The following is a 22891-nucleotide window of genomic DNA, read 5'->3' as shown; positions in this document are numbered from 1 at the left end:
TCCTTAGCTAAGCTTGAGTCTTTCAGATACCCCGAAGATTTTCATACCAAAGTATAGACAGGGCGGGCAAGGTTTAGAGTTTTATTATTTTGGCTTTAATCCTTTCTAGCTCCTCGCAGAGGATTTTCTGAACTTTTCTGTCCTCAAATCGGAATCCAGAGACCAGTTTGAGGCTTGGCCACGAGAGTCTCTTAAGCCCCCAGAGGCATCGTCTTCTGGTTTCTTCCAAGCTGTTTCGGGTCGCATAAAAGGGTAGGTTGACCTCAAAGAAGGAGAGGCTGTCGGCCTCTTTGAGAAGATTAGACCGGGGATCCCCGCCTTTTTCGTGCCTTTTTACCAGCCGGCAGACCTCCTGGATAAAGGCCTCTTCAGCCCCGCAGGCCTTCATGATCTTTTTTAGTATTTGGGCACTGTTGGCTGCGTGGGCCTCCTTGAAGGCCTCGTAGCTGGGAAAATCCTCTCTTTTTACCTTTTGAGCAGCCATGGCCCTTTCAATGTCATGGCCCAAGGCAGCGATTTTCAAGGCCTCGTCGGCCTTTGGGCAAAGATGAAGAAGCCACTTGAGGGTGTTTTCTGCATGAAGGGGGTCTTCCGGTACCTGTGAGGTAGCCACTGTCTTCCGGATGCGCTCTTGGATACACTCGATGACGCGTTCAGAAATCCTTAACCTTATAGAAAACAAAGATCCTCCTTAAAACCTCACCGTTCATTATCGTGGCCAGGAGGGCCAGAGTGGCCGTTATCTGGCCGAGAAGAGCGCCACAGAAAATCAAAAAAATCCGGATATCCCGGCCAATCCTTAAGATCGAGGGGATCCGGCTTTGTTTTAAGAGTTCATCATAGCCGGGGGCCGTATAGCTGACCATGAAGGAGCCAACAAAGGCCCCAAAGGTAAGACCTAAAAGGAGGTTGTCCGGTCGATGAAGATACTGGCTGAGGCTGAAGCCTAGAATAATCAAGGCGTCGGCATAGCGGTCCAAGACCCTGTCCAGCCAACCTCCAAAAGGACTCTCCAGATACTTGAGCCTGGCAACTTCCCCATCGCAGCCATCGATGATTGAAGCCATCTGGGCTACGATCCCCCCAAGAGCCAGGCTGGCCTTGAAGGGAAGGCAAAAGATTCCAGCTGCCAGCAAGGAGAGAAAGAAACAAAAAAGACTGATCTGATTAGGAGAGATATTTCTATTGAGGAGAAACCTTTCGGTGATCAGAAGAGAAATGGGGCGATTGAGATATCGGGCCACAGGACCATCAGTTGGCTTCTGGCGGACGCTATCCAGGAGGGCTTCTTTGGCCCGTCGCCAGGCAGTAATGTCGTCTACATCTATCCAGAAACGATCACCAATGTCCTTTGCTAGAAGTCTTCCCCTTTGGGCCAGAAGCCTCATGGCCGAGGCCAAACGTCCGTCTTGATTGCGGGCGAGGCTCTCTTCAATGGCCTCAAAAAGGGCCGCTGAGCAGTAAAAAAGACCGGTATCAAAACCGTTGTAAGGGCTTATGTCCTTGCCGATGTCAAGGATTATGCCTTCTGTGGAGATTAAGACTTTGGTGGCCTCTTCGGGATCAATCTGCGGGTTGTCAAGGCGACGATCAACAGCCAGAATAACCTGTCCTCCTCGGGGCGGGGTCTTTAAAAGATCCCTGATGATGGCCTCATCAAAGAGGTGATCGGCCATTAGGAGGAGGAAGTTTTCCCCACCGACAAAGGATGCCCCCTTGAGGGCGGAGAGAGCATTTTCTTCCTTCCAATGATCGTTGTAGATAGCGGTTATCTTGAGACGCCGGCGGCGGGAAAGATCCCTCAAAAAGGTCTCTATCTCTTGGGCCCGAAAACCGGTCACCACACAGAATTCATCAACTCCGGCCCGGGCGGCGGCCATGATGACCCTTTCAAGCAGTGGTAATCCCAGAAGGGGGACCAGAGGCTTTGGCTCTTTAAGGCTGGCCAACCTGATCCCCCTTCCAGCAGCCAGAATAATGGCCTTCATCTTTTTTCCCTCCGGATAAGGGATAAGGGAAATATCTTTTTCGTCAAGAAAATAGGCCCCTTTTTTCTAAAAGGGCTTCGGCTATGAGAAGGTCTTCGGTAGTAGTGACCTTGAGGTTGGATAAAGAGGAGCAGACTATAGCCACCGGGATCCCCAGAGCCTCCAGGAGCCCGGCCTCATCTGTGGCCACCAGTCCCCGGGTCTGGGCCCAGGAAAAGGCTTCTTTAAGAAGGTCAATCCTGGCTGCCTGTGGGGTCTGGGCCAGGAAAAGGCGCTCGCGATCCAAAGTTCTCTTTATCAGCTGGTCTTCGACTTCTTTTACTGTATCCCGGACCGGGCAGGCAGCGATAGCTGCCCCTGTTTCTCGGGCCTTCTTTAAAACCCTGATGATGAGATCTACCGTGACCAGAGGACGGGCGGCGTCATGGACAAGGACTATCTCGGTGCCTTCGGGAAGGGTCTTAAGCCCTGAGAGAACCGACTCCTGCCGGCTGGCCCCTCCGGGGACCACCGCAAAGATCTTCTTCAAGCCCGCCTGTTGGATCAAAGCCTCGGTCTTGTCAAGGTACTCCTTGACGACGGCAATGATCACAGTGTCTACCATCGGGCAGGCCTCAAAGACTTCCAGACAGTAGAGAATGAGGGGCTTGCCTGCAACCTCTAAGAACTGTTTCGGGATCGGGGCCCCGAGGCGGCTCCCAATGCCTCCTGCCGGGATTATGGCGGCAATCATTAATCCTTCTTTTTGCCATTTTGCCGCCTGGGGGTCAAATGGCCCTCGTTGAGGGCTATGGTCAGGGCCAGGCTAAAGGGAAGGCGAAGGTTGTCATCCCCAGGGCCAAGCCTTTCGGCCAGGGTGGCTACGGCGGCTACCCTGGCTGGTCTGGAAACCTTAAGGGCCTTAGCCGTCAACCAGGAGGCTCCAAAGGCTGCCAAGGAGCCGATGAGTGATTTGCCCTGGGCTCCCTTAAGTCGGCCAGCCATCCCAGCCACCGGGTCGGCCACAGCAGAGATAATTATGGCTGGTTTGGCACTAGTGCCAAAAAGCCTTCGGGCTAAGCTGGCCGAAAGCAGAAAGAAACTAGCCCCAGAGGGCCGATCCCTTTCTTTAGGACGTATTACTGGCCGAAAGAGACCAAGAACGATCCGATTGAGGTGGGAGAACCTTAAGCGCAGAAGGTCTAAAGAGACAAATACAGTGCCTAGGAGATATAGATCTTTAGGCTTCAAAAAAGCTAGAGTCCCAGCGGCGATTAGATGAAACAGGCGTCTTGGAGCCTCGATAGACCTTAATGATAAAAAAAGGGGGGTAAGGTGGGCCATAAGCCGAGTTCTGTCCTCCTTTTGTTTAAGGAGTTGCGGTCATTCATCTGGGCGACCGGTTACCCGGCCGCTCTAGCGACCGACCCGGAAGCATCGGGCGGGCCACCCTCAAGCGCTTCCCTACTTGGTCTTGCTCCGGGTGGGGTTTGCCGTGCCTGTCGTGTTACCACGACAGCGGTGGGCTCTTACCCCACCTTTTCACCCTTGCCAGCCGGAGCCGGCGGTCTATTTTCTGTGGCACTTTCCAGGGGTTACCCCCTCCGGGCGTTACCCGGCACCCTGCCCTGTGGAGCTCGGACTTTCCTCTGGGGCCTTAAGCCCCAGCGACCGCAGACCCACCTTACCCCGAAGAATTCTTTTCTTTTATGGCCAAATTAGCCAGCCGATCAGCCACGGCATTTAATTCTCGGGACACATGCATTATATCTACAGCCTTAAAATGACGCAAATAGGAGAGGACCCTCTGATAAAGGGGCTTGAGATTCGGAGCCTTGACCCGATAGTCTCCTTTTAGCTGTCGAACCAAGAGTTCGGAGTCAAGCTTGATGGTCACCTTGGGGGCCGAAATCCTGGCTGCCTCCTCCAAGGCCAGAATGAGAGCCAGATATTCGGCTTCATTGTTGGTCTTGTGCCCCAGATAGGCTTTGATCTCCCGAAGGACTGCTCCGGTTGCCGCATCAAGGATTATCGCTCCTGCCCCCGCCTCCCCTGGATTGCCCTTTGCAGCCCCGTCGCTGAAGATAATCAGCTCTTGGGGCTTAGGCCTCACCGCAGATGTCCTTATAGGTGTCTTTATGATAGATGATTCGCTGACAGAGCGGACACTCCATCAGCCGGTTATCCCTCATAAGCTCATTATAGAGTTGGGGAGGGATGTTCATGTGACAGCCCTCGCAGACGGCATCGTTGACCGCACAAACAGCCAGCCCTCCCCGGCGGGAGCGAATAAAATCGTAGCGCTTCAAAATGGGCTGGGGGACGTCTTTGGCAATTTCCTCCCGCCGCTTCCAGATCTCTGCCCTGCGAACCTCAAGCTCCTGGATCATGGTGTCAAAACGGGCCTGTTCCTCATCAAGCCTCTTTTGGGCAACTTGGAGGTCTTCTTCCTTTTTAGCCACTTCCTTCTCCAGACGCTCACTTTCCTCCATGAGCTTAAGGATTTCTTCTTCTCGAAGTTTATTGGCCTTTTTGATTTCTTCTATCTCTTTAAGCAGGGCCTGATACTCTCGTTGGGTCTTTACCTGCATCAGCCGGGACTGACTCTTCTTAAGGTGCAACAGCTCCTGTTCTAGTTCCTCATCTAGGGCCTTTTTGCGCCGCTGGGTCTCTTCGAGAAGGGCCTTGAGATCTTCCAGCTCCTTGGTCTTTTCTTCAACTTCCTGACGGGCTTCCTCCAGTTGTTCGGGGTTTTGGGCCTTCTGGCGATCAATCTGGAGTATCTCCAGGTCGACCATCTGTAAACGGATCAGGTTTTTGAGTTCTTCCAACAAGCCTGACTAGCCTCCTTCGTTTTTATAGTATTGAAAAGGGCTCTCCTCCCCTAGCTTCTCCACCTCCACGGCCTCTCCTGAAGAGGAAAAGCGCTGGCGGAGATAAGCCACCATAGGGGAGATGATCACCCTTTCGGTCTCAAAATGACCGGCATCAATCAAGGATAGCCCAATCTCCTGGGCGATGAGAGCCTCGGAGTGTTTTATCTCTCCGCTGACCAAGCAATCAGCCCCTTTTTGAGCCGCCAGCCTGATGAGAGAGGATCCAGCCCCCCCACAGACTGCTATTCTTCTCACAGGTTCCTTGGCCTTTAGGGCCTTGAGCCCCGGAGCCGAGAGGGCCTTGATTACCCGGAGACAAAAATCCTCAAAGGAAATGGGCTTTTCCAGCTCCCCCAGACATCCGTAACCCAGCAGAGGGCTCTTGCCCTTCAGCGGATAGACGTCGTAGGCGATCTCTTCATAGGGATGGACTTTTCTAAACCTTTTGAGGACTCTGGTTATCTCTGACTCAGGGAGCAAAACTTCCAGACGCCATTCGGCTATCCGACTAAGGACCCCAGGTTCTCCCCGAAAAGGACGGGCCTTAAGGGGGCTGGTAAAAGTGGCCTCACCCAGGGCCCCAAAGGAGCAGTGATAGTAGTGACCAATGCGGCCAGAGATTTCGGTCCAGAGGCTCTTCCTTACGGCCTCCTCATAGCCTTTGGGGACAAAGACCACCAATTTACAAAGATCGGCCTTGCTGCCCGGAGCCAGGACCTCTAAATCCTTGAGCCCCAACTTTCTGCCCAGGGCAAAGCTGACCCCTTCAGGGATTTGATCCAGATTGGTATGCAGACTAATTATGGCCAACCCCGCTCGAGCCGCCTCCAGTATCCGACGGGCTTCGGGATCCGTAGCCTCAAGTTTTTTTAGGGGAGAGAAGATTAAGGGATGGTGGGTAATCAGAAGGTCTGATCCAGTCTGGATAGCTGACTTGATATTGGCTAAGGAGGGGTCAAGGGCCACGGTGATCTTTTTTACCGGTTTGTTAGGGTCACCCAGCTGGAGTCCGACGTTGTCCCAATCCTCTGCTAAGGGGAAGGGGGCCAGATCCTTAACCAGCTCTACAATATCTCCAACCGTAAGTGCCATTGTCCCTCAGAAAAGCTGGACACAACAAAAAAGGTGCAGCCACACGGTTGCACCTTTAAAAACGCCTCTGGTGGGCCCAGGAGGATTCGAACCTCCGACCTTCCGGTTATGAGCCGGTGGCTCTAACCAACTGCGCTATGGGCCCAGGCAAAAAATTATAATTAAGACGATAGTTTTTTTCTGTCAAGTAAAGGGTTATTCAACAAAGCTGCGCAACTGACGACTCCGGCTCGGGTGCCGCAGTTTGCGCAGGGCCTTGGCTTCGATCTGTCGAATTCTTTCCCTGGTGACCTTAAAATCCCGGCCGACCTCTTCGAGGGTGTGTTCGCAACGCTCTCCAATACCAAAGCGCATCCTCAGGACTTTTTCCTCCCGCGGGGTAAGGGTGGCCAAGACCTTACGAGTCTGTTCAATAAGATTGAGACTGATGGCTACTTGATCTGGCGAAGGAACCCTTTTGTCCTCGATGAAGTCCCCAAGATGGCTGTCTTCATCGTCTCCAATGGGAGTCTCCAGGGAGATGGGCTCTTTGGCTATTTTTAAGACTTTGCGGACCTTTTCTACTGGTAGCTCCATAAGTTCGGCCAGTTCCTCTGGGCTGGCTTCCCGACCAGTCTCCTGAAGGAACTGCCGGGAGATCCGAACAAGTTTATTGATGGTTTCAATCATGTGGACGGGAATACGGATGGTCCGGGCCTGGTCGGCGATGGCCCTGGTGATAGCTTGTCTGATCCACCAGGTGGCGTAGGTGCTAAACTTATAACCCCGCCGATAATCAAACTTCTCCACTGCCCTCATCAGGCCGATATTGCCTTCCTGGATAAGATCCAGAAACTGAAGCCCCCGGCTGGTGTATTTCTTTGCAATAGAGACTACTAGGCGGAGATTGGCCTTAATCAGCTGATCTTTACCCCATTTGGCCTTGTTCAGGCCAGCTCGGATTCGAGCCGCCAGCTGAAGGAGGGCCTCCGGAGACAGGGCCGTTCGCTCTTGGATGGCCTGAAGATCCTTACGGGCCAATAAAAACCTGGCCCTCAGGTTCAAGAACTCATCGGCTGTCAGCCGGAGTTTACCGGCAACTTCTTCTATTTTGCGGAAATCGCCATTGGTGTGGGTGAAGACCTCTTCTAGACGTTTGAGTGATTGACCAGTCTTCTGCTTACACTGAGCAATATGATCCAGGGCCTTTCGGACTCTTCCCTCTAGGTCTAGCACCGGCTTGGTGAGCCGATCTATACATCGTTTGTCTAGGCGTACCTCCTGGAGTTCCTTAAGGATGGCTTCTCTGGCCCGCCGTAGTCGATAACGCAGACGCCGGCGTTCGTTTCGATCTTTGGCCTTAAGTAGTCCTTCCCAGGCCTGACGACAGGTTGGCTCATGCCGGGCCACGGCATCAAGGACCATTAAGACCTTCTCCTCCTTAGCCGCCCCCTGTTCGTTACTGTCGTCTTCGTCTTCAGTGTCTCGAACGACCTCCCGGAGTTTTAAACGACGCTGGCGAAGCTCATCTCGGATACGGACCAGCTCAGCCATGGTCAGAGGAGATTCCAGGGCCGCAGCCAGGGCTTCCTGCTCGCCTTCTTCGATCATCTTGGCGATCCGGATTTCATCTTCTCGGGAAAGGAGCGAGATGACCCCCATCTCGCGGAGATAGATCCTCACTGGATCAGAGAGCCCAGCTGTTCCGTCGAGAAGAAGCTCATCTGGCTCCTCTTCCACCTTTTCCAGGCCAGAGATCGGCTCTACCGGAAGATCAAAGCCTTCAAACAGGTCGGCTACCTCCTCCAGGTTGCTACTGCCACTGGCGATTTCATTGGGGATCTTTACTTTGATCTTAGAGGCATTTTCCGGAGAAAGGAGTCCTTCGATCTCTTCAAGATTTAGGCCTTTGGTGAGATCTGCCATAGTTCCTCCTTTTTATCCGGCCTGCTGAAGACAGAGGCCTTGATATTGTTTAAGGAGCTGGACGGCCAGCTCCTGATGACCTTCCTTTTGGGCCCGTCGAATCTCTTCTAGAAGTTCCCTCTGGCGCTGTTTATTCCTGAGGCGACGAAGACAATCCTTAAGCTCTTGGGCCATCTTCCGAGGGTCAACTTGATCATCTAGCTCTTCGGCCAGGATTAAATCAGCCCAGAGCCGGGAGAGATTTTCGTCCTCAAAGAGTACGTCTTCAGAAGAAAGAGACCCCTGGGCTGAGAGGGCCTTTAAAGCCTTATAGAGCTCCAGATAATCTCCTTTGAGAAACTCCTCCGGGGCTAGGTCCAGAAAATCATGGATATATCGAGGATGGTGGACCAAAAAAGCCATCAAACTCCGGCTGAAAGGATCGCCTTCTAAAGGCCTCTGTGAGGGTTCTGATTTAAGTGGACCTCCATTTTCAAGACTACGATAGATAAGGGCCGGCCTTAAAGAGAGACGCTCTGCCAGCTCTTCAATATAGGAGGCCTGTTTTATGGGATCGATAAGGGCCTGGAGAACAGGGCGAAGTTCCTCAACTACAGCAGCCCGGGCTTCAGCCCGCCCTCGATCTCGGTGGGCTTTAAGGGCCATATCTACCAAAAAGGGGAAAATTTCTTGGGCCTGGCTAGCTAGCTCCAGAAAGCCTTCCTGCCCCTGTCTGAGGACAAAAGAATCTGGGTCCTCGCCTTCCGGAAGGACGACTACCCTGGGGAAAAGGTTCTCGTTGAGGAAAATAGGAGCGGCCCGCAAAACGGCTTTTAGGCCAGCCGAATCACCATCGAAGACCAAATACCAGTCTTTGGCGTATCCTTTAAGGAGCCGGACGTGATCTCGGGTAAGGGCCGTACCCAGAGTGGCTACCACATTAGCCACTCCGGCCTTGGAGAGAGAGAGAAGATCAAAATAGCCCTCGACGATAAAGCCGAGACCCTCTTCGCGGATTCGAAGCCTGGCTTCATAAAGACCGTAGAGCAATCGGCCCTTGTGATAGACTAGAGTCTCGGGTGTGTTGAGGTATTTTGGATCGCCTTGGCCCAGGATTCGACCGCCAAAGCCGACCACTCGGCCAGAGAGGTCACGAATAGGAAAGATGATCCGTTGTCGGAAACGGTCGTACCAGCGGCCGGAACGCTGAGCCACAAGGCCAGCTTGACCAGCAAGCTCTAGATCTACCCCAGCGGCCCTGAGGACCTGAACCAAAGCATCCCAGCCTTGAGGGGCAAAACCCAGACGAAAGCGCTCTATGGTCTCCTCATCAAGGCCTCGGTCGGCCAGATAGGTCCTGCCTGGAGCTCCTTCAGGGGAGTTCTTAAGAATTTGGTGATAGTAGGCAGCGGTGCGCTCGTTGAGGGAGAGAATTTTATCCCGTAAGGCCGCCTTTTTGGGGGATTCTTTATCTGGCAGGCGAATACCATAACGCCTGGCAAGTTCTTGGGCCGCCTCCGCAAAACTCAGGTTCAAGAATTTCATCAGAAAAGTGAAGACGTCGCCACCGACTCCGCAACCAAAGCAATGAAAGGCCTGCCTTTCCTCACTTACCGTAAAGGAAGGGGTCTTTTCAGCATGAAAGGGGCAGAGGCCAACGTAGTTACGGCCTCGCTTCCTCAAAGAGACGTGCTCGGAGATTACATCCACGATGTTAGCCGTGGCCTTAATCTCCCGGATGGCCTCAGAGAAACCACTGTTCATTAGTTGCCTCCCAGGGCCAACTCCACCACAGTTACCCCGGCACCGCCTTCATGGCGCTCTCCCGAACGGAATCCAGCTACTTGGCGGTGTCTTTTGAGATGTTCTTTGATAGCCTTGGCCAGGCGACCAGTGCCTATCCCGTGGACGATAGTCAACTGAGGCCTACCGGAGACAAAGGCCCTGTCCAGGACCTGATCAATGAGGGGAAGGGCCTCGTCGACAGTAAGGCCGATGACATTGAGTCGAGAAGGTACCTCACTTGGTTCCTGAGATCTTACCCGCCAACCCTCGCCTTCTAGGGGGAGTGGACCAGGCCCCATGTCTTCCTGAGGAGGGGCCAGATCCCCTATAGGCACCTCGGTCTTAAAAAGACCCACCTGGACTAAGGCCTTGTCCCCCTCAATCTTAAGACAGATCCCTCCCCGACCAAGGCTGGTTATATAGACCGGATCACCCTGTCCGGGGGAGAAGCTGGTCTCTTTTTTGAGGCCGAGGACGGCCATCTGCCCCCGGGCCTCTTGTTGCCACTCTCTGGCCAGGGTTTGGTAGGAAGCTCTAATCTTCTCAGGGGAGACCCGCCGCCGTTCAAGAGTCCTCAGCCAGGCCTTGAATTCTTGACTGGTCTTCTCCAGAAAGTGCCTAAGACGTCTTTCAAAGGCCTCTTGGAGATGACGTCTTTCTTCTTCGAGCTGGTGTTTTTGGGCCTGAAGACGGAGCCGGTCCCTCTCAAGGCCTACTTTCAACTCCTCTAGCTCCTTTTGCTTTTGGGCCAGAGCCGTCCTTTCTTGCTCAAGAGCAGAGAGCAGGGAGTCGATCTCTTCTCCGTTGTTTGAGAGATAGTTGGCAGCTTGCTCAAGTATCTCCAGAGGCAGGCCAAGAGCCACGGCCAGATCAAAGGCCCGGGAACGTCCAGAGAGACCGTAAATAAGCCTATAGGTTGGACACCCGGTCTGTTCATTGAAGCCCACCGAGACCGGAAGGACTGCCGGATTTTGGAGCCCGTAGGCCTTAAGAGCCTCATAGTGGCTAGTGGCAATGGTCCAGGCTCCCTGATGGCGGAACTGGTCAAGAACAGCCATCCCCAAGGCTGCACCCTCGGCAGGATCAGTTCCCCGGCCAATCTCATCAATAAGGATCAAGATCCCCTTTCGAGCTAAGGAGAGGAATTCCTTGAGACGGAGGAGATGGGCCGAAAAAGTGCTTTGATCCTCAGAGAGGTCCTGTTCATCGCCGATGTCAACCAGAAGGTTGGAGAAAAAAGGCAATTCACTGTCCTGGGCGGCGGGGATGGGAATACCGGCCTGGGCCATGAGAACAAGGAGGCCCACGGTCTTTAGGGCCACAGTTTTGCCTCCCATGTTAGGGCCGGTGATGAGGACGGTAGCCTGATCTTGGGGGAAAAGGAAGTCGTTACGCACCGCCCTCTGACCATCCCTAATGAGGAGTAAGGGATGGACGGCCCCCTTCAGGCAGATATCCCCTTGCTCGTAGAGTTTGGGGACAGAGCCCTTAATCTTCTGGCCCCACCTAGCCTTAGCAAAGATGAGATCAAATTCTCCCAAAATCGAGAGATCGGTCCTGATATCTGGGAGATGGGGCCGGATCCTTTCTCCAGCCTGGGTGAGAAGCCTTTCGATCTCCCGTTCTTCTTCATGCCCCAGCCGGTGAAGCTCATTGGTCAGCTCAACGACCTCTAACGGTTCGATGTAGACCGTGGCTCCACTCTGAGATACATCCTGTAGGATTCCCCGCAAGGCTCCTCGGGCCTCGGCCCGAATGGGGAGAACATAGCGACCATTGCGGACGGTGATGAGCTCTTCCTGCAACAGACCACGTTGGGCGGCCTTTTTCAAACAGGCCCTCATGGCTTCGCGAATCCGTATCTCCAGGCCGGTCTTCTCCTGGCGAATCCGTTTGAGAAGCTGACTGGCGCTATCCCTTAGATTGTCGCCTTTTTCGTTGAGGAGGGCATCAAGGTAAGAGGAGAGATCCTTAAGAGGGGCCAAAGCGCGGCTGAGGTGGTAGAGGCCTGGGGCCTTGCGTTTCAGGGGGCCAAACTGCTTTCTTACTCCTAGAGCCCGCCGCAAGGCCAGACGTAGAAAGTGAAGTTCTCGCGGGTGGGGAATCCCGCCCGGACGAGAAATCTTAGCCAAAAAGTCATCAAGAGGGACAAGACCCTCGACCTCAGGGCTGATCCCCTCCTCAAGAAGCTTTATGGCCTCTTGGGTATAGATTAAAGCCTGTCTGGCAGCCGGAAATGTAGTCTCCGGTTGAAGGCTAAAAGCAACCTTTTGGCCTAAGGGAGAAGAGGTGAGGGCTGCGATCAACCTGCAGACCTCACCGAACTCCAACTTGGCCAAGGTCTCTTGCTTCATGAACGCGGCCTTCCGAAAGGGTCTCCCCTTCTGGCCAGCTCCTTTTGGGATTGGGCCGAACCTTCGGCCTTTAAGATTTTAGAAATAAAAATTAGCCACGCTGATAACGCTTCATGCGTTTGAGCATCCGCTTTCGAGCCGCCAAGATCTTCTTCTTTCTCTTAATGCTGGGCTTCTCGTAGAACTCCCGCTTCTTGACCTCTGAGAGAATCCCGGCCTTTTCACACTGCTTCTTGAAGCGCTTCAGGGCCTGCTCGAAGGGTTCATCTTCCCTAACAATAACACCCGGCACTCAAAACCCTCCCTCCATTAGAGATTCTAAAACGGCCTCATATTAACATCCCTCAGGGAGCTGTCAACAATGCCTGCGAATGAATCCTCATTCAGAAATGATTTCTATCAAGGAGTTGCTGCAAGGCTTTAATCAGAAAATGGGGGAGCCTTCTGAGGCGTCCTTTCTGATCTACCGGAGCGTGGACGGTGTAGCCAAAACACAGGAGCTGAGAGTCTCTTTCGATATGATAATGAAAGCGAATGCTTGCAGCTGAGATCCGTTCTAGGGCCGTTTTGATCAGGACCTCATCGTCATAGCGGGCCGGGGCCCGATAGCGGCAGAAGGTCTCGACTACCGGAAGTATGAGTCCCTCTTCTTCTTCAATCTTCCGATAGGTGAGGCCAGCGGCTCGGAGATATTCAGTGCGACCAATCTCAAAAAGGCGAAGATAGTTACCGTAGTAAACCACGCCCCCACAATCGGTGTCTGCATAGATAATGCGATAGCTGGTCTGCCAGACAGGCGGCCTGAGATCAAGCTTCACTGCTCTGGGGGACCTCCTGGGTGGTTTTCTCAATGAACTGGGCCATTAAGGCCTCTCCTGTCTGATAGAAAACTCCGGCTTCTTTGGCCGATTTTTCACCGAAACCGTGGATTCTCTTGATCCCTGGCTCTCGGCTGTCGTAGATGGCAAAAGGCACCGGGACTGAGGCGTGGGTCCGGAGGGAGATGGGGGTGAAGTGATCGGTGGCCACCATAATCTTGTAGGCTTCAAAATCGGCCATACCCTCAAGAATGGTTTTTACCACCTCTCGATCGAAGGATTCGATGGCCCTGATCTTCTCTTCCAAGAGGCCCTCGTGACTGGCTTCATCCGGAGCCTCTACATGAAGGAAGACAAAATCAAAATCACCACCTAAGGCCTTGAGGGCCGCCTCGGCCTTGCCTCGATAGTTGGTATCAAGGTAGCCAGTGGCTCCAGGAACCTCAATAATTTCAAGCCCGGCACAGATACCCAGCCCCTTGATGAGGTCAACAGCGGCTACCACCGCTCCCTTAAGCCCGTAGCGTTCCAAAAACGGCTCAAGCCTGGGGGCTCTTCCTTGCCCCCAAGGCCAAAGAGAATTGGCAATGGGTTTGCCTTCTTGTCGACGGCGGTGGTTTATCGGATGCCTTTCCAAAAAGGCCATGGCCTTCAAGAGGAAATCCCTTAAGACCGGCTCTTCTTCATAGACCTGCCAGGCCTCGCTAACATCTCGACCGATGAAGTCATGGGGAGGGTAGGTCTTGATACCCTCTGGGCCTCCTCGCCAGACAAGAAGGTGCCGGTAACCAATGCCCGGATAGAGTTTAATCTTTTCGCTGGGAAGGGCCTCGGCCAAGTCCTGGATAAGGGCTCGACCCTCCTCACTGGAGATGTGTCCAGCGCTGTAGTCCAGCATAAAAAGGCGGTCTCCCTGACGCTCCAGGGTGACCAGATTACAACGGAAGGCAACGTCTTCTGGATTCAGTTTTACTCTCAAGCTGGCGGCTTCAATGGGACCCCGACCAGTATAGTGCTCCGTGGGGACATAACCCAGAAGGGAGAGATTGGCCACATCGCTTCCAGGTTCCATACCCTTGGGAATGGTCCTCACCAGCCCCAGCTCTCCGTGCTGGGCAATATAATCCATGGCCGGGGTATGAGCAGCCTCAAGGGGGGTGCGGTTGCGAAGCTCGGCAAGAGGATAATCCCCCATGCCGTCACCCACAAGGAGCAGATATTTCATGGCCTTCCTCCTGCATCCATTTCTCCGGTAGTGGTTACCTGAAAGACAAGAAAACGTACCAAATTTAACATAAACTATCGACCCCCATGATCAAGACAACAATATCCACGGCCCTCAGCTCCCTAAGATCCTGATTAATCTGGTCGCCTCTGTGACTACATCCAGTCGGTCTATCTCTGTTAGGGCTAGGCGGACGTCAGCCTCTTTGGCCTCGTGGGTGATCATGACAATAGGGACTGAGCCCCCTTGGTCCCGACCCTTCTGGATGACAGAGGCAATGGAGATCTGGTGTTTACCTAGGATGCCGGCAATCTTGGATAAGACCCCCGGCCTATCTACCACCGAGAATCGGAAGTAATACCGACTGAGGACCGATTCCATGGGTAGGATGGGGAGAGAAGGGCCACTGAAGGAGGGGGGGCCGAGTCTGGTCTTCTTTTTCCGGCGGAGGCTTCTGGCTAGATCAATGATATCCGCGCAGACGGCACTGCCGGTAGGGTGGGCCCCGGCCCCAAGCCCGTAGAGGAGAATATCTTCTACGGCGTCTCCGGTGATATAAAAGGCGTTGTGGGCCTCTCGGACGCTGGCCAGCATGTGTCCCTCCGGAACCAGGGTCGGATGGACCCTAACCTCGATGCCTTCTTTTATCTGACGCGAAATGGCCAGAAGTTTTACCAGAAAACCGAGCTCTCTGGCAAAACGGATATCAAGCGGTTCGATGGTTTGGATCCCCTCTATGTAGATATCTTCGAGGCGGACCCTGGTGTCGTAGGCCAGGGTGGCCAAGATGGCCAGTTTATGGGCTGAATCGATCCCTTCAACATCAAGGCTGGGATCGGCCTCGGCAAAACCAGCTTCCTGGGCCTCGGAGAGGGCTTGGGCAAAGGAGAGATTGGCCTCAGTCATACGGGTGAGGATGTAATTGCAAGTACCGTTTACGATGCCCAAAATGGAGAGTATGCGGTTTCCTGCCAGGGCCTCACGCAGGGTCTTGATAATGGGTATTCCCCCGCCTACACTGGCTTCAAAGCCGATTTCTACTCCGGCCTTCAGTGCCGTCTGGTAAATTTCTTCACCGTGTTCGGCCAAAAGGGCCTTGTTGGCCGTAACCACACATTTGCCTGCCTTGAGGGCGGCTAGTACGTATTGCCGGGCCGGCTCAAGGCCACCGATCAACTCGACGATAATCTGGATCTCGGGATCCTCAAGGAGTTCCCCGACCGAGTCGGTCAATATCTCTGGAGAAATCTCCAGCGGACGGGGGCGGTTGATGTTCCTTACGGCGATCTTTTTGATCTCTATCGAGGCTCCCAGTCGCTTCCTAATGAGGCTCCTGTTGCGCCGGAGGATCTCTACCGTGCCGTTTCCTACCGTTCCCAGGCCAATGATACCGATCTTTATTGTCTCCATGATCTCCTTCCGTGTCCGATTCAGGCCACCTCGGCCAGGGCCAATCTCTCGGCCCATCTCTCATGAAGGATCTTTTTTAACATCTGATGCTCGGGAAGGGAAAGCTCTGGATCCTTCTCAATGATGCCAAAGGCCTCCTCTCGGGCCTCAAGGAGGATTTTGTAATCCCGGACAAGGTCAGCCCTTTCAAACTCAGGGAATCCACTCTGTCTGGTGCCCAGAAACTCCCCTGGGCCGCGGATCTTTAAGTCTTCTTCGGCGATCCGGAAACCGTCGGTGGTCTGACACATCACCTGGAGCCTGCGGGCTGCCTCTGACCCTCGGGCTACTTTATAGGCGATAAGAAGACAATAAGAAGGGCGGTCGCTTCGTCCAACTCGTCCCCGGAGCTGGTGAAGCTGGGAAAGACCGAAGCGTTCGGCGTGTTCAATGACCATTACCGTGGCCGTAGGCACATCAATCCCCACTTCGATAACCGTAGTGGCTACCAGGACTTGTATATCTCCAGCCTTAAAGGCGGCCATTACGGCTTCCTTCTCAGCAGGACGCATCTTTCCATGAAGGAGCCCTACCTGATACTGGGGAAAAACCTCCTCCTGGAGGTAACGGGCACTCTCAGTGGCGGCCAAAAGGTCTATCTTTTCGGATTCCTCTACTAAGGGGTAAACCACATAGGCTTGGTGGCCCTTTTTTAGTTCTTCGGCTACCAGACGATAGGCTGAGAGCCGCTCTCGCCCTCGAAAAAGCTTGGTGGTCACGGGGCGTCTGCCAGCAGGCATCTCGTCAATAATAGATACGTCGAGATCCCCATAGATGGTCAGGGATAAGGTCCGAGGGATAGGAGTGGCTGTCATGACCAAGGTGTCAGGCTGTAGCCCCCGGGCCTTCTCCCTAAGGGCGGCCCGCTGCAGAACGCCAAATCGGTGCTGTTCATCAATTATAACCAGACCGAGCTTCTTAAACCTGACCTCCTTTTGGATTAAGGCATGGGTCCCTACAGCCACCTGAACGTATCCCTTTGCCAGCCCGTCGTAGACGGCCTCCTTTTCTTTGGGGGAGCGGCCGCTGGTCAAAAGTTCAATGTTTATCCCGGCCAGACCAGCCATCTGGCGAAAGTTAAGATAGTGCTGTTCGGCCAGAATCTCGGTGGGGGCCATGATGGCCACTTGATAACCATTGTCAACGGCCAAGAGGGCTGCCAAAAAGGCGACTACTGTCTTCCCGCAGCCGACGTCTCCCTGAATAAGACGATTCATGGGAACAGGGCGGGCCATGTCCCGGCAGATTTCTGAAAAGACTCGCCACTGAGCCCCAGTCAGGCGGAAGGGAAGGCCGGCCAGGAAACGCTTCACTAAAGGACTCTCTGTTTTAAAGGCAATGCCTGGTTCAAGGCCGTAGCTCCTCTTACGCAGGGCTAGTCCCAGTTCCAAGAAGAAGAATTCATCAAAGGCCAAGGCCCGGTGGTAAGGACTGCGCCCGGCATTAAGGGACTCCAGGTCGTCTTCTTCCCTGGGAAAATGGAGACCGGCTATGGCGGAAGAAAGGCTGAGCAGACGACGGCGGCGGCGGATGGGCAAGGGAATGAAATTTTGGATTAAAGGGGCATATTTTTCTACCGCCTCCTTGACAATACGGCGGACTACCTTGGCTGAAACCCCTTCGATTTGGGGATAAATCGGGACCAGGCGACGAACGTGGAGATCAACATCTGTCGCCTCCGGGAATTCTACTTCCGGATGGATCATCTCTTTGCGTCCAGAAAACGTCCTTATCTCCCCGGAGAAGATAACCTTTCGGCCCGGGGGAAAAGAGCGACGGAGGTCTGGCTCCCGAAAATGGAACCATTTGGCCGAGAGCATCCCGGTCCCATCAGAGACAACTACCTCATAGACCCGGCGCCGACGGAACTGAACTGGGCCTGAAAGGATCACTTCCGCCTGGACGGTAGCCCTCTCTCCCACCTTGAGGGCTCCAATGGGCCTGAAAGACCGACGGTCTTCATAGGACTTTGGAAAAAAGAAAAGAAGATCAGCTATGGTTTCAATCCCTCGAGAAGCAAATTTGGCTGCTAGCCTAGGGCCGACACCCTTTAGAGAAGTAAGGGGTTTATTTAGCTCGCCCTGCATCCGGAGCCATTCTTCTTTGCTAGGGGAAAGAGGCTCTTCCTCAAGGAAGGCTGGTCCGGCCTTAAGGTCCGAGATGATTGAGAGGGCCTCGTCCAGGCGTTCCTGTTTTTCGGCCAGCGTTAGGTCTTCAAAGTTGGAGAAGAGTTCTTCTAAGCGCTTAAGGTGGGCGGTGGCCCAGGGGGGGATAAGCCCTTCTGGAAGGCCCTTTAAAAGATGCCGGATGGCCTCTTCTAGGCCCTTTATTCGGGAAAGCCTGGCAAAATTGTCTTTGGCTGCATAGTGGAGAGGCTTCTCAAGCTTTTTAAGGAAGGGACCAAGGCCCATAGAGGCAAAGTTTAGCAAGCCCCTCAAGGTTTGGCTACGGCCTTATAAAAAACAAGAAAGAAAAAAAGGGGGGCCTTAGGCCCCCTTTTTAATAGCCCTTTTAAGAAGGCCTTTAGAATTCGAACTCTACTCCGGCGCTTACCCGATACATATCATCGGCATCGGCCGGATTGGTCCCGTAGACATCAAGGGCATCGTCGGCAAAGAGATAGCCTGCAGTCAGGTTGAACTTAAGGCCTTTGTAGAGTTCATAGTCGGCGTAGAAATCGACTTCCCAGCCGATAGTGTCTTCGCCATTGCTGGCATCCTCGGCATACTGCATATAATTGATAGCCGCACAGAGGGCCAGCTTGGGAGTGGCCTGATAGTCGGCCCGAAGCCGATACATCTTGAATCCCAGGTCGTTAATATAGGGATTGCTGGTCAGGAAGCTGCCATCATCAAAGGTGGCATCCTCAAAGAGGACAACACTTCCCTGAGTATGGACCTCGATGGCCTGATAGTTCTCGATATCGCCATCATTGGGATTGTCATCCCCAGAGGCATACCAGAATTCAAAAGCAACCTTCATCTGGTCAGTCACCTTGTAGCCCAGGCTACCCTCAAAAAACCAAGCGTCGATATCCTTATTGTTGGCGTCGTTATCACCGGTCTGGTAGATGAGGTTGAGGCCAACATCGAGCCCGGCAACATCAAAACCACCATCGATACCCAGAGACCAGACATTCTTATCAGTGGTGGCATCCATGTTATAGACGGCAAAAAGGCCGACATTTAGGTTGGCAAGGGGGGTACCCTTAGGGGCAAAATCGACCCGGGCAAACCAGTAGTCACTATCGTTGTTGTTACCACTAGCAGAAGCGGTGTTTCCGCTCATATTTGCCTCGGTATTGTCGTCGTCCCTCATCCAGCCGAGCTGATAAGCAAAGGCCGTGCCTCCGAGATCAAAAGAGCCATAATTGCGGATACCGGCGGCCGTCTCATTCCACAGCCAGGGGTTTACCTCTACCCACTGGAGACCAACAGCCAAACGATTGCTGGAGGCAAACCAGGGGAGCTGGAAGTCAACATACATCATCCGGTTTTCGATCTCCGTGGCGTTGGTGGCAAAGGAAAGGGTGCTTCCGCCGTAGGTGGCGGTGCCGACCTCCATGGCCCAGACCCCTTTGATGTTGCCATCATCAGAGCTGGCCACTGTCCACAGACGGAACTGAAGCTCACCCCAGGTGTCATCGAGGTCCTTGTTGTTAAGCTGATCAGCTGCGGTCACTCCAGTGATAAGACCGGTGCTGTTGGTGGTCTGGATCTTGTTGCCGAACTGGCCGTGAACCTCAAGATTTACGGCCTGAGCACTAAAGGCCCCGAAAACGATCAGGGCCAAGGCCAAAACAAAAATCTTAAAACCCTTCCTCATGGCTGACTCTCCTCCTTTTGCCATAAAAATTTAGGCGCAAATTCTTAACTTAAAGTTTTTGAACAAAAGCTTTTCCTACTTCTCTGAATCCTTTGCTTCCCTCACCTCCTTTCTTTCGAAATTACCCCTCCTCATTATCTTGCGCCGTAAATTGTTCTAATCAGACAGATATCCCTATCGCACAATTTGACTTTAAAGTAAAGTTTTAATTTCCAGACCGGCGAGAAGATAATCCCTCTTTTCCTTTTATTCAAGAGCCTTCAGGGGATTACTGACTGAAGCATCAATCAGGATTCTTATTCCAAAAGAGGATTTGTGGCCATATAGGCACAAAAAGAACCGACACGGAGGTTTGGGGGAACAATTCAAGAAAAAACTTACAAAAATAAAAGGAGCAGGGGATTCCCTGCTCCTTTTGTGGGCAAAATGAGAGTGAAAGTTTAAACACAACCAGTAGGCTTGGGAAGTCCGGCCATCTTACAGGCTCCCTTACCTGGGCCAGAGGGGAAGAGCTCATAGATCTTCTTCAACGGATAACCGGTAACCTTAGAGAGCACCCGAACCATAGGAGCGATACCGTTTTTCTTGAAGTAGTCCTGGAGAACGTTGATTACCTTCCAGTGATCCTCAGTAAGCTCCTCAATACCCTCAAGCTCTTTCACATACTCTACCCACTCCTGACACCATTCTTCCATACCTTTAACCAAAAACCCATCTTCATCGACCTCAAAAGTCTTTCCTTTGTACTCAACAGTCGGCATAATTCCCTCCTTTTATATTGTTATGAGTTAAATTTTCCTGACTTTGTTACAAAAAAGGACTTAAAGGTAAAATCCTCATACTATAGCCCCCCTTGAATGTCAAGCGAGACCTGTCCGGCCTGCCAGAGGACTTCCAGGAGAGGAAGATGGGTCTTATCCAGTCGGAGACCAAGATTTTGAGCGTACGCCCAGACTTCTTTAAACTCCTCTTTCGTAATCGGGCGGTCGAGGGGAGGTGTCCGGGTAGCCTGCCACTGTGGATGATAGTGTCCCATCAGATTGAGATAGGTGTGAGGAGAGACCTCTTCGGCCAAAAAGCGCAGGATTTCAAAGGAGCCGGCCAAACCTCCAGGCAGAATCAGGTGGCGGACCAAGAGTCCCCTTCGGGCTAGACCATCCGGACCTATTGCCAACTCGCCTACTTGACGGTGCATCTCCAGGATGGCCCTTCGGGCTACATAGGGATAGTCGGCCGCTTTGAGGAGTCTTTTAGCAATCTCTTCGTCCCAGATCTTGAAGTCCGGAAGATAGATGTCCACGATGCCTTCAAGCTGCTTAAGAGTCTCTGGAGAATCATAACCTCCGGTATTGTAGACTACGGGGAGATCGAGCCCTTGTTCTGTCGCCTCAGCCAGGGCCTCAACGATCACTGGAACCTGATGGCTTGGAGTGACCAGGTTGATGTTGTGACACCCGCTTTCCTTAAGTTCAAGCATAATCTCCGCAAGCCTTCCGACTTCGATCTCCTCCCCCTGTCGGAGCTGGCTTATTTCATAAGTCTGGCAGAAGATGCAAGCCAGGTTGCAGCCACTGAAGAAGATCGCCCCTGACCCCTTTTCTCCTACCAGACAGGCCTCCTCACCAAAATGGGGCATATAGCCGGAGACAACAGGCCTGGCTCCCAGGCCACAGAAGCCTTGTTCTGCTTGGTGACGATTGACCCGACAGCCTCGAGGACAAAGCTCACAGCAGGCTAGGGCCTCCTTGAGCCTTTGGGCCCTAACCTTAAGGGCTACCGGGTCTTTGGGATGTTTCCTAACCATGGGTTGCCTTATTGGCTACCAGGGGTTTGAGTTTTTCCAAGTTTTCTCGGGCAAAGTCGATGTTTGGATCCAACGACAAAGCCGTTTCGTACCAGCGGACGGCCTCTGAGTAAAGACCCAGCTCCCGGAAGTTGGAGCCAATATTGGCATAGTCAATGGCAGAGGTTGGATCTATCTCTATAGCCTTAACAAAACAGGCGATGGCAGCCTCGTGTTCTTTGAGCCGGAAGTGACAGAACCCCTTAAGATTGAAGATCTCTTTGAGGCTATTGTTGTAGGTGGCAGCCTTCTCCAGGGCAGCGATAGCCTGGGACCAATCCTCCATTTCTTTATAGCAGAGGCCAATGTGGCAATAGATGTTGGCAATCTCTTCAGGTTTGGGATCAAGCTCAAGGGAGCGTTTGAAGGAAGAGAGAGCTTGATCATAGGCCCCCAGGCCCTCGTAGGCCACTCCCTGATAAAAGGCTATGTCAAACCGATTGGGGCATACCTCATCAAGGGCGCCAAGCCACTTGAGGGCCTCGGCCGCAGGGCGTCGTTCGGCCAACAGACGGGCCAGATGGAAGGGGACATCTATACCGATGGTCCGGTCACGGAAGTGGCTGCCTGGAATGACGGCATAGACCGCCGGGATCCCGATGTCGGGGTGGGTGATGTCCACCAGATAAAGATTGAGCCCGCTTTCTGAAAGGGCCTGGGTGAGCCCCTCAACCTCTTCTCGGAAATTATCGCTAGAGACATCCGGCAGATCGGAGAGATTGACCAAAGAGGGGGTGTCCAACACGTATTGGGCCTCATCCAGAGTGGCAAACTTGGGCAGGCCGCTTTCGGCGTACTTGCCATCGGTATCAAAATCCCCGGCCAGCTGGGCTACTTCTGTAAGGGCCCGAATAAGGGCTCGCTCCGGGCTAGTAGCCGTGCCGGCAGTATAGACAATCTCGCTTCGGTGGGGATAGGTGCTCGGGTCAATGGCCAGAGCACCTACCGAAGGGATCCCTAGACCAAGGCTGAAATCTTTCAGCCAGACCTTTATCCCTAGACGGGTGAAACGCTCTAACAACTCGGCACACTCTCCGGAGAGGCTTGCCGGATGGATGGTTGGGGTCCGTAGGGATTCATAGGTAATAAGTGATGAGACGTGGCGCTCAACTACCTCGCAGGTGGCCTGAACGGCGGCCTCGGCCATGGAGTTCCCGGCAGCCGAGCCATTGTATTCGTTGATCAGCCAAAACCAGAAGAAGGGGATGGCTACCATCTGCTGGCCCTTGGCATCATAAGCCTTGGTGAAATGGAAGGGAATCCTTGCCAAAAGATCCCGTAGGCGATCGTTAGAGAGATTCTTCTGGTCGTGGACAGCATGAAACAACTCCTCTATGGGCATGGCCTGAGGCCCTAAGCTGGCAAAGGTGGTGGCCTCAAAGGAGTCAGCCCGCTTGACAAAGGAAAAAAGGCTGAATCGCTCAACCAGTTCCATCAAGGCGCTGGCCTCGGCCTGAACCGGCTCAGCCCCTTTGCCCATCTGTTTGTGAAAGCCGGTCAGAGAGGCGGCCTCGGCTGAATAAAGGCTGATATAGACCGGAATTCCCAAGCGTCCTTTATCTATACGAACGATGTCCCGACAGATACGATACCCCTTTTCTTCCAGAATCCGGCGTACCCGATCAATAGTCTCGGCTGGCAGATAGACCTTATCGTACTTGCGCCCACTCTGTTTGAAAGAATCCTTTAAAAAATCCATAAACTAACCTCCAAATTTTGGTTATAGCTATAATTCTCCATTTTACCAAGATGAATCCTGATTCAGCCAAGCAA

19 protein-coding genes, 1 tRNA gene and 1 other RNA gene are annotated in these 22891 nt (G+C 53.2%); all 21 read right to left on the bottom strand.

The genetic code is table 11. The features are described 5' to 3' along the window. Positions 1 to 73: 73 nt before the first annotated feature. The 21 genes from ACXJJX_RS03730 to ACXJJX_RS03630 all read right to left on the bottom strand — a co-directional run bounded on the left by ACXJJX_RS03730 (position 74) and on the right by ACXJJX_RS03630 (position 22817). Positions 74 to 682 (bottom strand): DUF4202 family protein, encoded by a 609-nt coding sequence (locus ACXJJX_RS03730; protein WP_456432244.1) that lies wholly within the window; start codon positions 680 to 682, stop codon positions 74 to 76. Beyond that, positions 654 to 1988 (bottom strand): NTP transferase domain-containing protein, encoded by a 1335-nt coding sequence (locus ACXJJX_RS03725; protein WP_456432242.1) that lies wholly within the window; start codon positions 1986 to 1988, stop codon positions 654 to 656. The genes ACXJJX_RS03730 and ACXJJX_RS03725 overlap by 29 nt, the downstream gene beginning before the upstream one ends. A gap of 43 nt (positions 1989 to 2031) precedes the next feature. Further along, entirely contained in the window at positions 2032 to 2721 is a 690-nt protein-coding gene (gene ispD / locus ACXJJX_RS03720) for a 2-C-methyl-D-erythritol 4-phosphate cytidylyltransferase (protein WP_456432240.1), read from the bottom strand. Next, positions 2721 to 3218 carry a hypothetical protein gene (locus ACXJJX_RS03715; protein ID WP_456432238.1) on the bottom strand — a complete coding sequence of 166 codons (498 nt, stop codon included), beginning with the start codon at positions 3216 to 3218 and terminating at the stop codon, positions 2721 to 2723. The genes ispD and ACXJJX_RS03715 overlap by 1 nt, the downstream gene beginning before the upstream one ends. A 76-nt stretch (positions 3219 to 3294) precedes the next feature. After that, positions 3295 to 3654, bottom strand: an RNA gene (gene rnpB, locus ACXJJX_RS03710) — RNase P RNA component class A. Continuing rightward, positions 3652 to 4080 (bottom strand): ribonuclease HI family protein, encoded by a 429-nt coding sequence (locus ACXJJX_RS03705; RefSeq protein ID WP_456432236.1) that lies wholly within the window; start codon positions 4078 to 4080, stop codon positions 3652 to 3654. The genes rnpB and ACXJJX_RS03705 overlap by 3 nt, the downstream gene beginning before the upstream one ends. After that, complete coding sequence (locus tag ACXJJX_RS03700; protein ID WP_456432234.1) at positions 4070 to 4798, bottom strand: zinc ribbon domain-containing protein; 729 nt, start codon at positions 4796 to 4798, stop codon at positions 4070 to 4072. The genes ACXJJX_RS03705 and ACXJJX_RS03700 overlap by 11 nt, the downstream gene beginning before the upstream one ends. Before the next feature lie 9 nt (positions 4799 to 4807). Beyond that, positions 4808 to 5935: a Nif3-like dinuclear metal center hexameric protein gene (locus tag ACXJJX_RS03695; RefSeq protein ID WP_456432232.1), complete on the bottom strand. Its 1128-nt coding sequence runs from the start codon at positions 5933 to 5935 to the stop codon at positions 4808 to 4810. A gap of 68 nt (positions 5936 to 6003) precedes the next feature. Next, positions 6004 to 6080, bottom strand: a tRNA-Met gene (locus ACXJJX_RS03690). Positions 6081 to 6130: 50 nt separating this feature from the next. Continuing rightward, positions 6131 to 7840 (bottom strand): RNA polymerase sigma factor RpoD, encoded by a 1710-nt coding sequence (gene rpoD, locus ACXJJX_RS03685; protein ID WP_456432230.1) that lies wholly within the window; start codon positions 7838 to 7840, stop codon positions 6131 to 6133. Between the two features lie 12 nt (positions 7841 to 7852). Next, positions 7853 to 9583 (bottom strand): DNA primase, encoded by a 1731-nt coding sequence (dnaG, locus tag ACXJJX_RS03680; protein WP_456432228.1) that lies wholly within the window; start codon positions 9581 to 9583, stop codon positions 7853 to 7855. After that, positions 9583 to 11958, bottom strand: a complete 2376-nt coding sequence (locus ACXJJX_RS03675) for an endonuclease MutS2 (protein ID WP_456432226.1) — start codon at positions 11956 to 11958, stop codon at positions 9583 to 9585. Before ACXJJX_RS03675 ends, dnaG begins: the two co-directional genes overlap by 1 nt. A gap of 91 nt (positions 11959 to 12049) precedes the next feature. Continuing rightward, positions 12050 to 12250: a 30S ribosomal protein S21 gene (gene rpsU, locus ACXJJX_RS03670; RefSeq protein ID WP_166032209.1), complete on the bottom strand. Its 201-nt coding sequence runs from the start codon at positions 12248 to 12250 to the stop codon at positions 12050 to 12052. Positions 12251 to 12341: 91 nt separating this feature from the next. Next, positions 12342 to 12776 (bottom strand): acyl-CoA thioesterase, encoded by a 435-nt coding sequence (locus ACXJJX_RS03665; protein ID WP_456432223.1) that lies wholly within the window; start codon positions 12774 to 12776, stop codon positions 12342 to 12344. Beyond that, positions 12766 to 14001, bottom strand: coding sequence for a cofactor-independent phosphoglycerate mutase (locus tag ACXJJX_RS03660; RefSeq protein WP_456432221.1), 1236 nt, complete (start codon positions 13999 to 14001; stop codon positions 12766 to 12768). Before ACXJJX_RS03660 ends, ACXJJX_RS03665 begins: the two co-directional genes overlap by 11 nt. 114 nt (positions 14002 to 14115) lie before the next feature. Beyond that, the gene (locus ACXJJX_RS03655; protein WP_456432219.1) at positions 14116 to 15411 is read right to left on the bottom strand and encodes a homoserine dehydrogenase; all 1296 of its coding nucleotides are present in this window, start codon (positions 15409 to 15411) and stop codon (positions 14116 to 14118) included. Between the two features lie 20 nt (positions 15412 to 15431). Beyond that, on the bottom strand, positions 15432 to 17879 hold the full coding sequence (recG, locus tag ACXJJX_RS03650; RefSeq protein WP_456432217.1) for an ATP-dependent DNA helicase RecG: 2448 nt from the start codon (positions 17877 to 17879) through the stop codon (positions 15432 to 15434). Positions 17880 to 17973: 94 nt separating this feature from the next. Beyond that, positions 17974 to 19275, bottom strand: coding sequence for an alginate export family protein (locus tag ACXJJX_RS03645; RefSeq protein ID WP_456432215.1), 1302 nt, complete (start codon positions 19273 to 19275; stop codon positions 17974 to 17976). A 440-nt stretch (positions 19276 to 19715) separates the two neighbouring features. Next, positions 19716 to 20036: a TusE/DsrC/DsvC family sulfur relay protein gene (locus ACXJJX_RS03640; protein ID WP_456432213.1), complete on the bottom strand. Its 321-nt coding sequence runs from the start codon at positions 20034 to 20036 to the stop codon at positions 19716 to 19718. Positions 20037 to 20116: 80 nt separating this feature from the next. Beyond that, positions 20117 to 21079, bottom strand: coding sequence for a radical SAM protein (locus tag ACXJJX_RS03635; protein ID WP_456432211.1), 963 nt, complete (start codon positions 21077 to 21079; stop codon positions 20117 to 20119). Beyond that, entirely contained in the window at positions 21072 to 22817 is a 1746-nt protein-coding gene (locus tag ACXJJX_RS03630) for a YcaO-like family protein (RefSeq protein ID WP_456432209.1), read from the bottom strand. The genes ACXJJX_RS03635 and ACXJJX_RS03630 overlap by 8 nt, the downstream gene beginning before the upstream one ends. Positions 22818 to 22891: the final 74 nt, after the last annotated feature.

The sequence above is a fragment of the Thermosulfuriphilus sp. genome, assembly GCF_054026695.1.
Note: the sequence above shows the minus strand (reverse complement) of the source record. Positions and strands in the feature narration are given on the sequence as shown.

Excerpts from the sequence above, each read along its gene's own strand:
- ACXJJX_RS03635 (WP_456432211.1), bottom strand. The coding sequence starts at position 21,079 with ATGGTTAGGAAACATCCCAAAGACCCGGTAGCCCTTAAGGTTAGGGCC.
- dnaG (WP_456432228.1), bottom strand. The coding sequence starts at position 9,583 with ATGAACAGTGGTTTCTCTGAGGCCATCCGGGAGATTAAGGCCACGGCT.
- ispD (WP_456432240.1), bottom strand. The coding sequence starts at position 2,721 with ATGATTGCCGCCATAATCCCGGCAGGAGGCATTGGGAGCCGCCTCGGG.
- ACXJJX_RS03695 (WP_456432232.1), bottom strand. The coding sequence starts at position 5,935 with ATGGCACTTACGGTTGGAGATATTGTAGAGCTGGTTAAGGATCTGGCC.
- ACXJJX_RS03655 (WP_456432219.1), bottom strand. The coding sequence starts at position 15,411 with ATGGAGACAATAAAGATCGGTATCATTGGCCTGGGAACGGTAGGAAAC.
- ACXJJX_RS03675 (WP_456432226.1), bottom strand. The coding sequence starts at position 11,958 with ATGAAGCAAGAGACCTTGGCCAAGTTGGAGTTCGGTGAGGTCTGCAGG.
- ACXJJX_RS03660 (WP_456432221.1), bottom strand. The coding sequence starts at position 14,001 with ATGAAATATCTGCTCCTTGTGGGTGACGGCATGGGGGATTATCCTCTT.
- ACXJJX_RS03725 (WP_456432242.1), bottom strand. The coding sequence starts at position 1,988 with ATGAAGGCCATTATTCTGGCTGCTGGAAGGGGGATCAGGTTGGCCAGC.
- ACXJJX_RS03645 (WP_456432215.1), bottom strand. The coding sequence starts at position 19,275 with ATGAGGAAGGGTTTTAAGATTTTTGTTTTGGCCTTGGCCCTGATCGTT.
- ACXJJX_RS03630 (WP_456432209.1), bottom strand. The coding sequence starts at position 22,817 with ATGGATTTTTTAAAGGATTCTTTCAAACAGAGTGGGCGCAAGTACGAT.
- ACXJJX_RS03640 (WP_456432213.1), bottom strand. The coding sequence starts at position 20,036 with ATGCCGACTGTTGAGTACAAAGGAAAGACTTTTGAGGTCGATGAAGAT.
- rpoD (WP_456432230.1), bottom strand. The coding sequence starts at position 7,840 with ATGGCAGATCTCACCAAAGGCCTAAATCTTGAAGAGATCGAAGGACTC.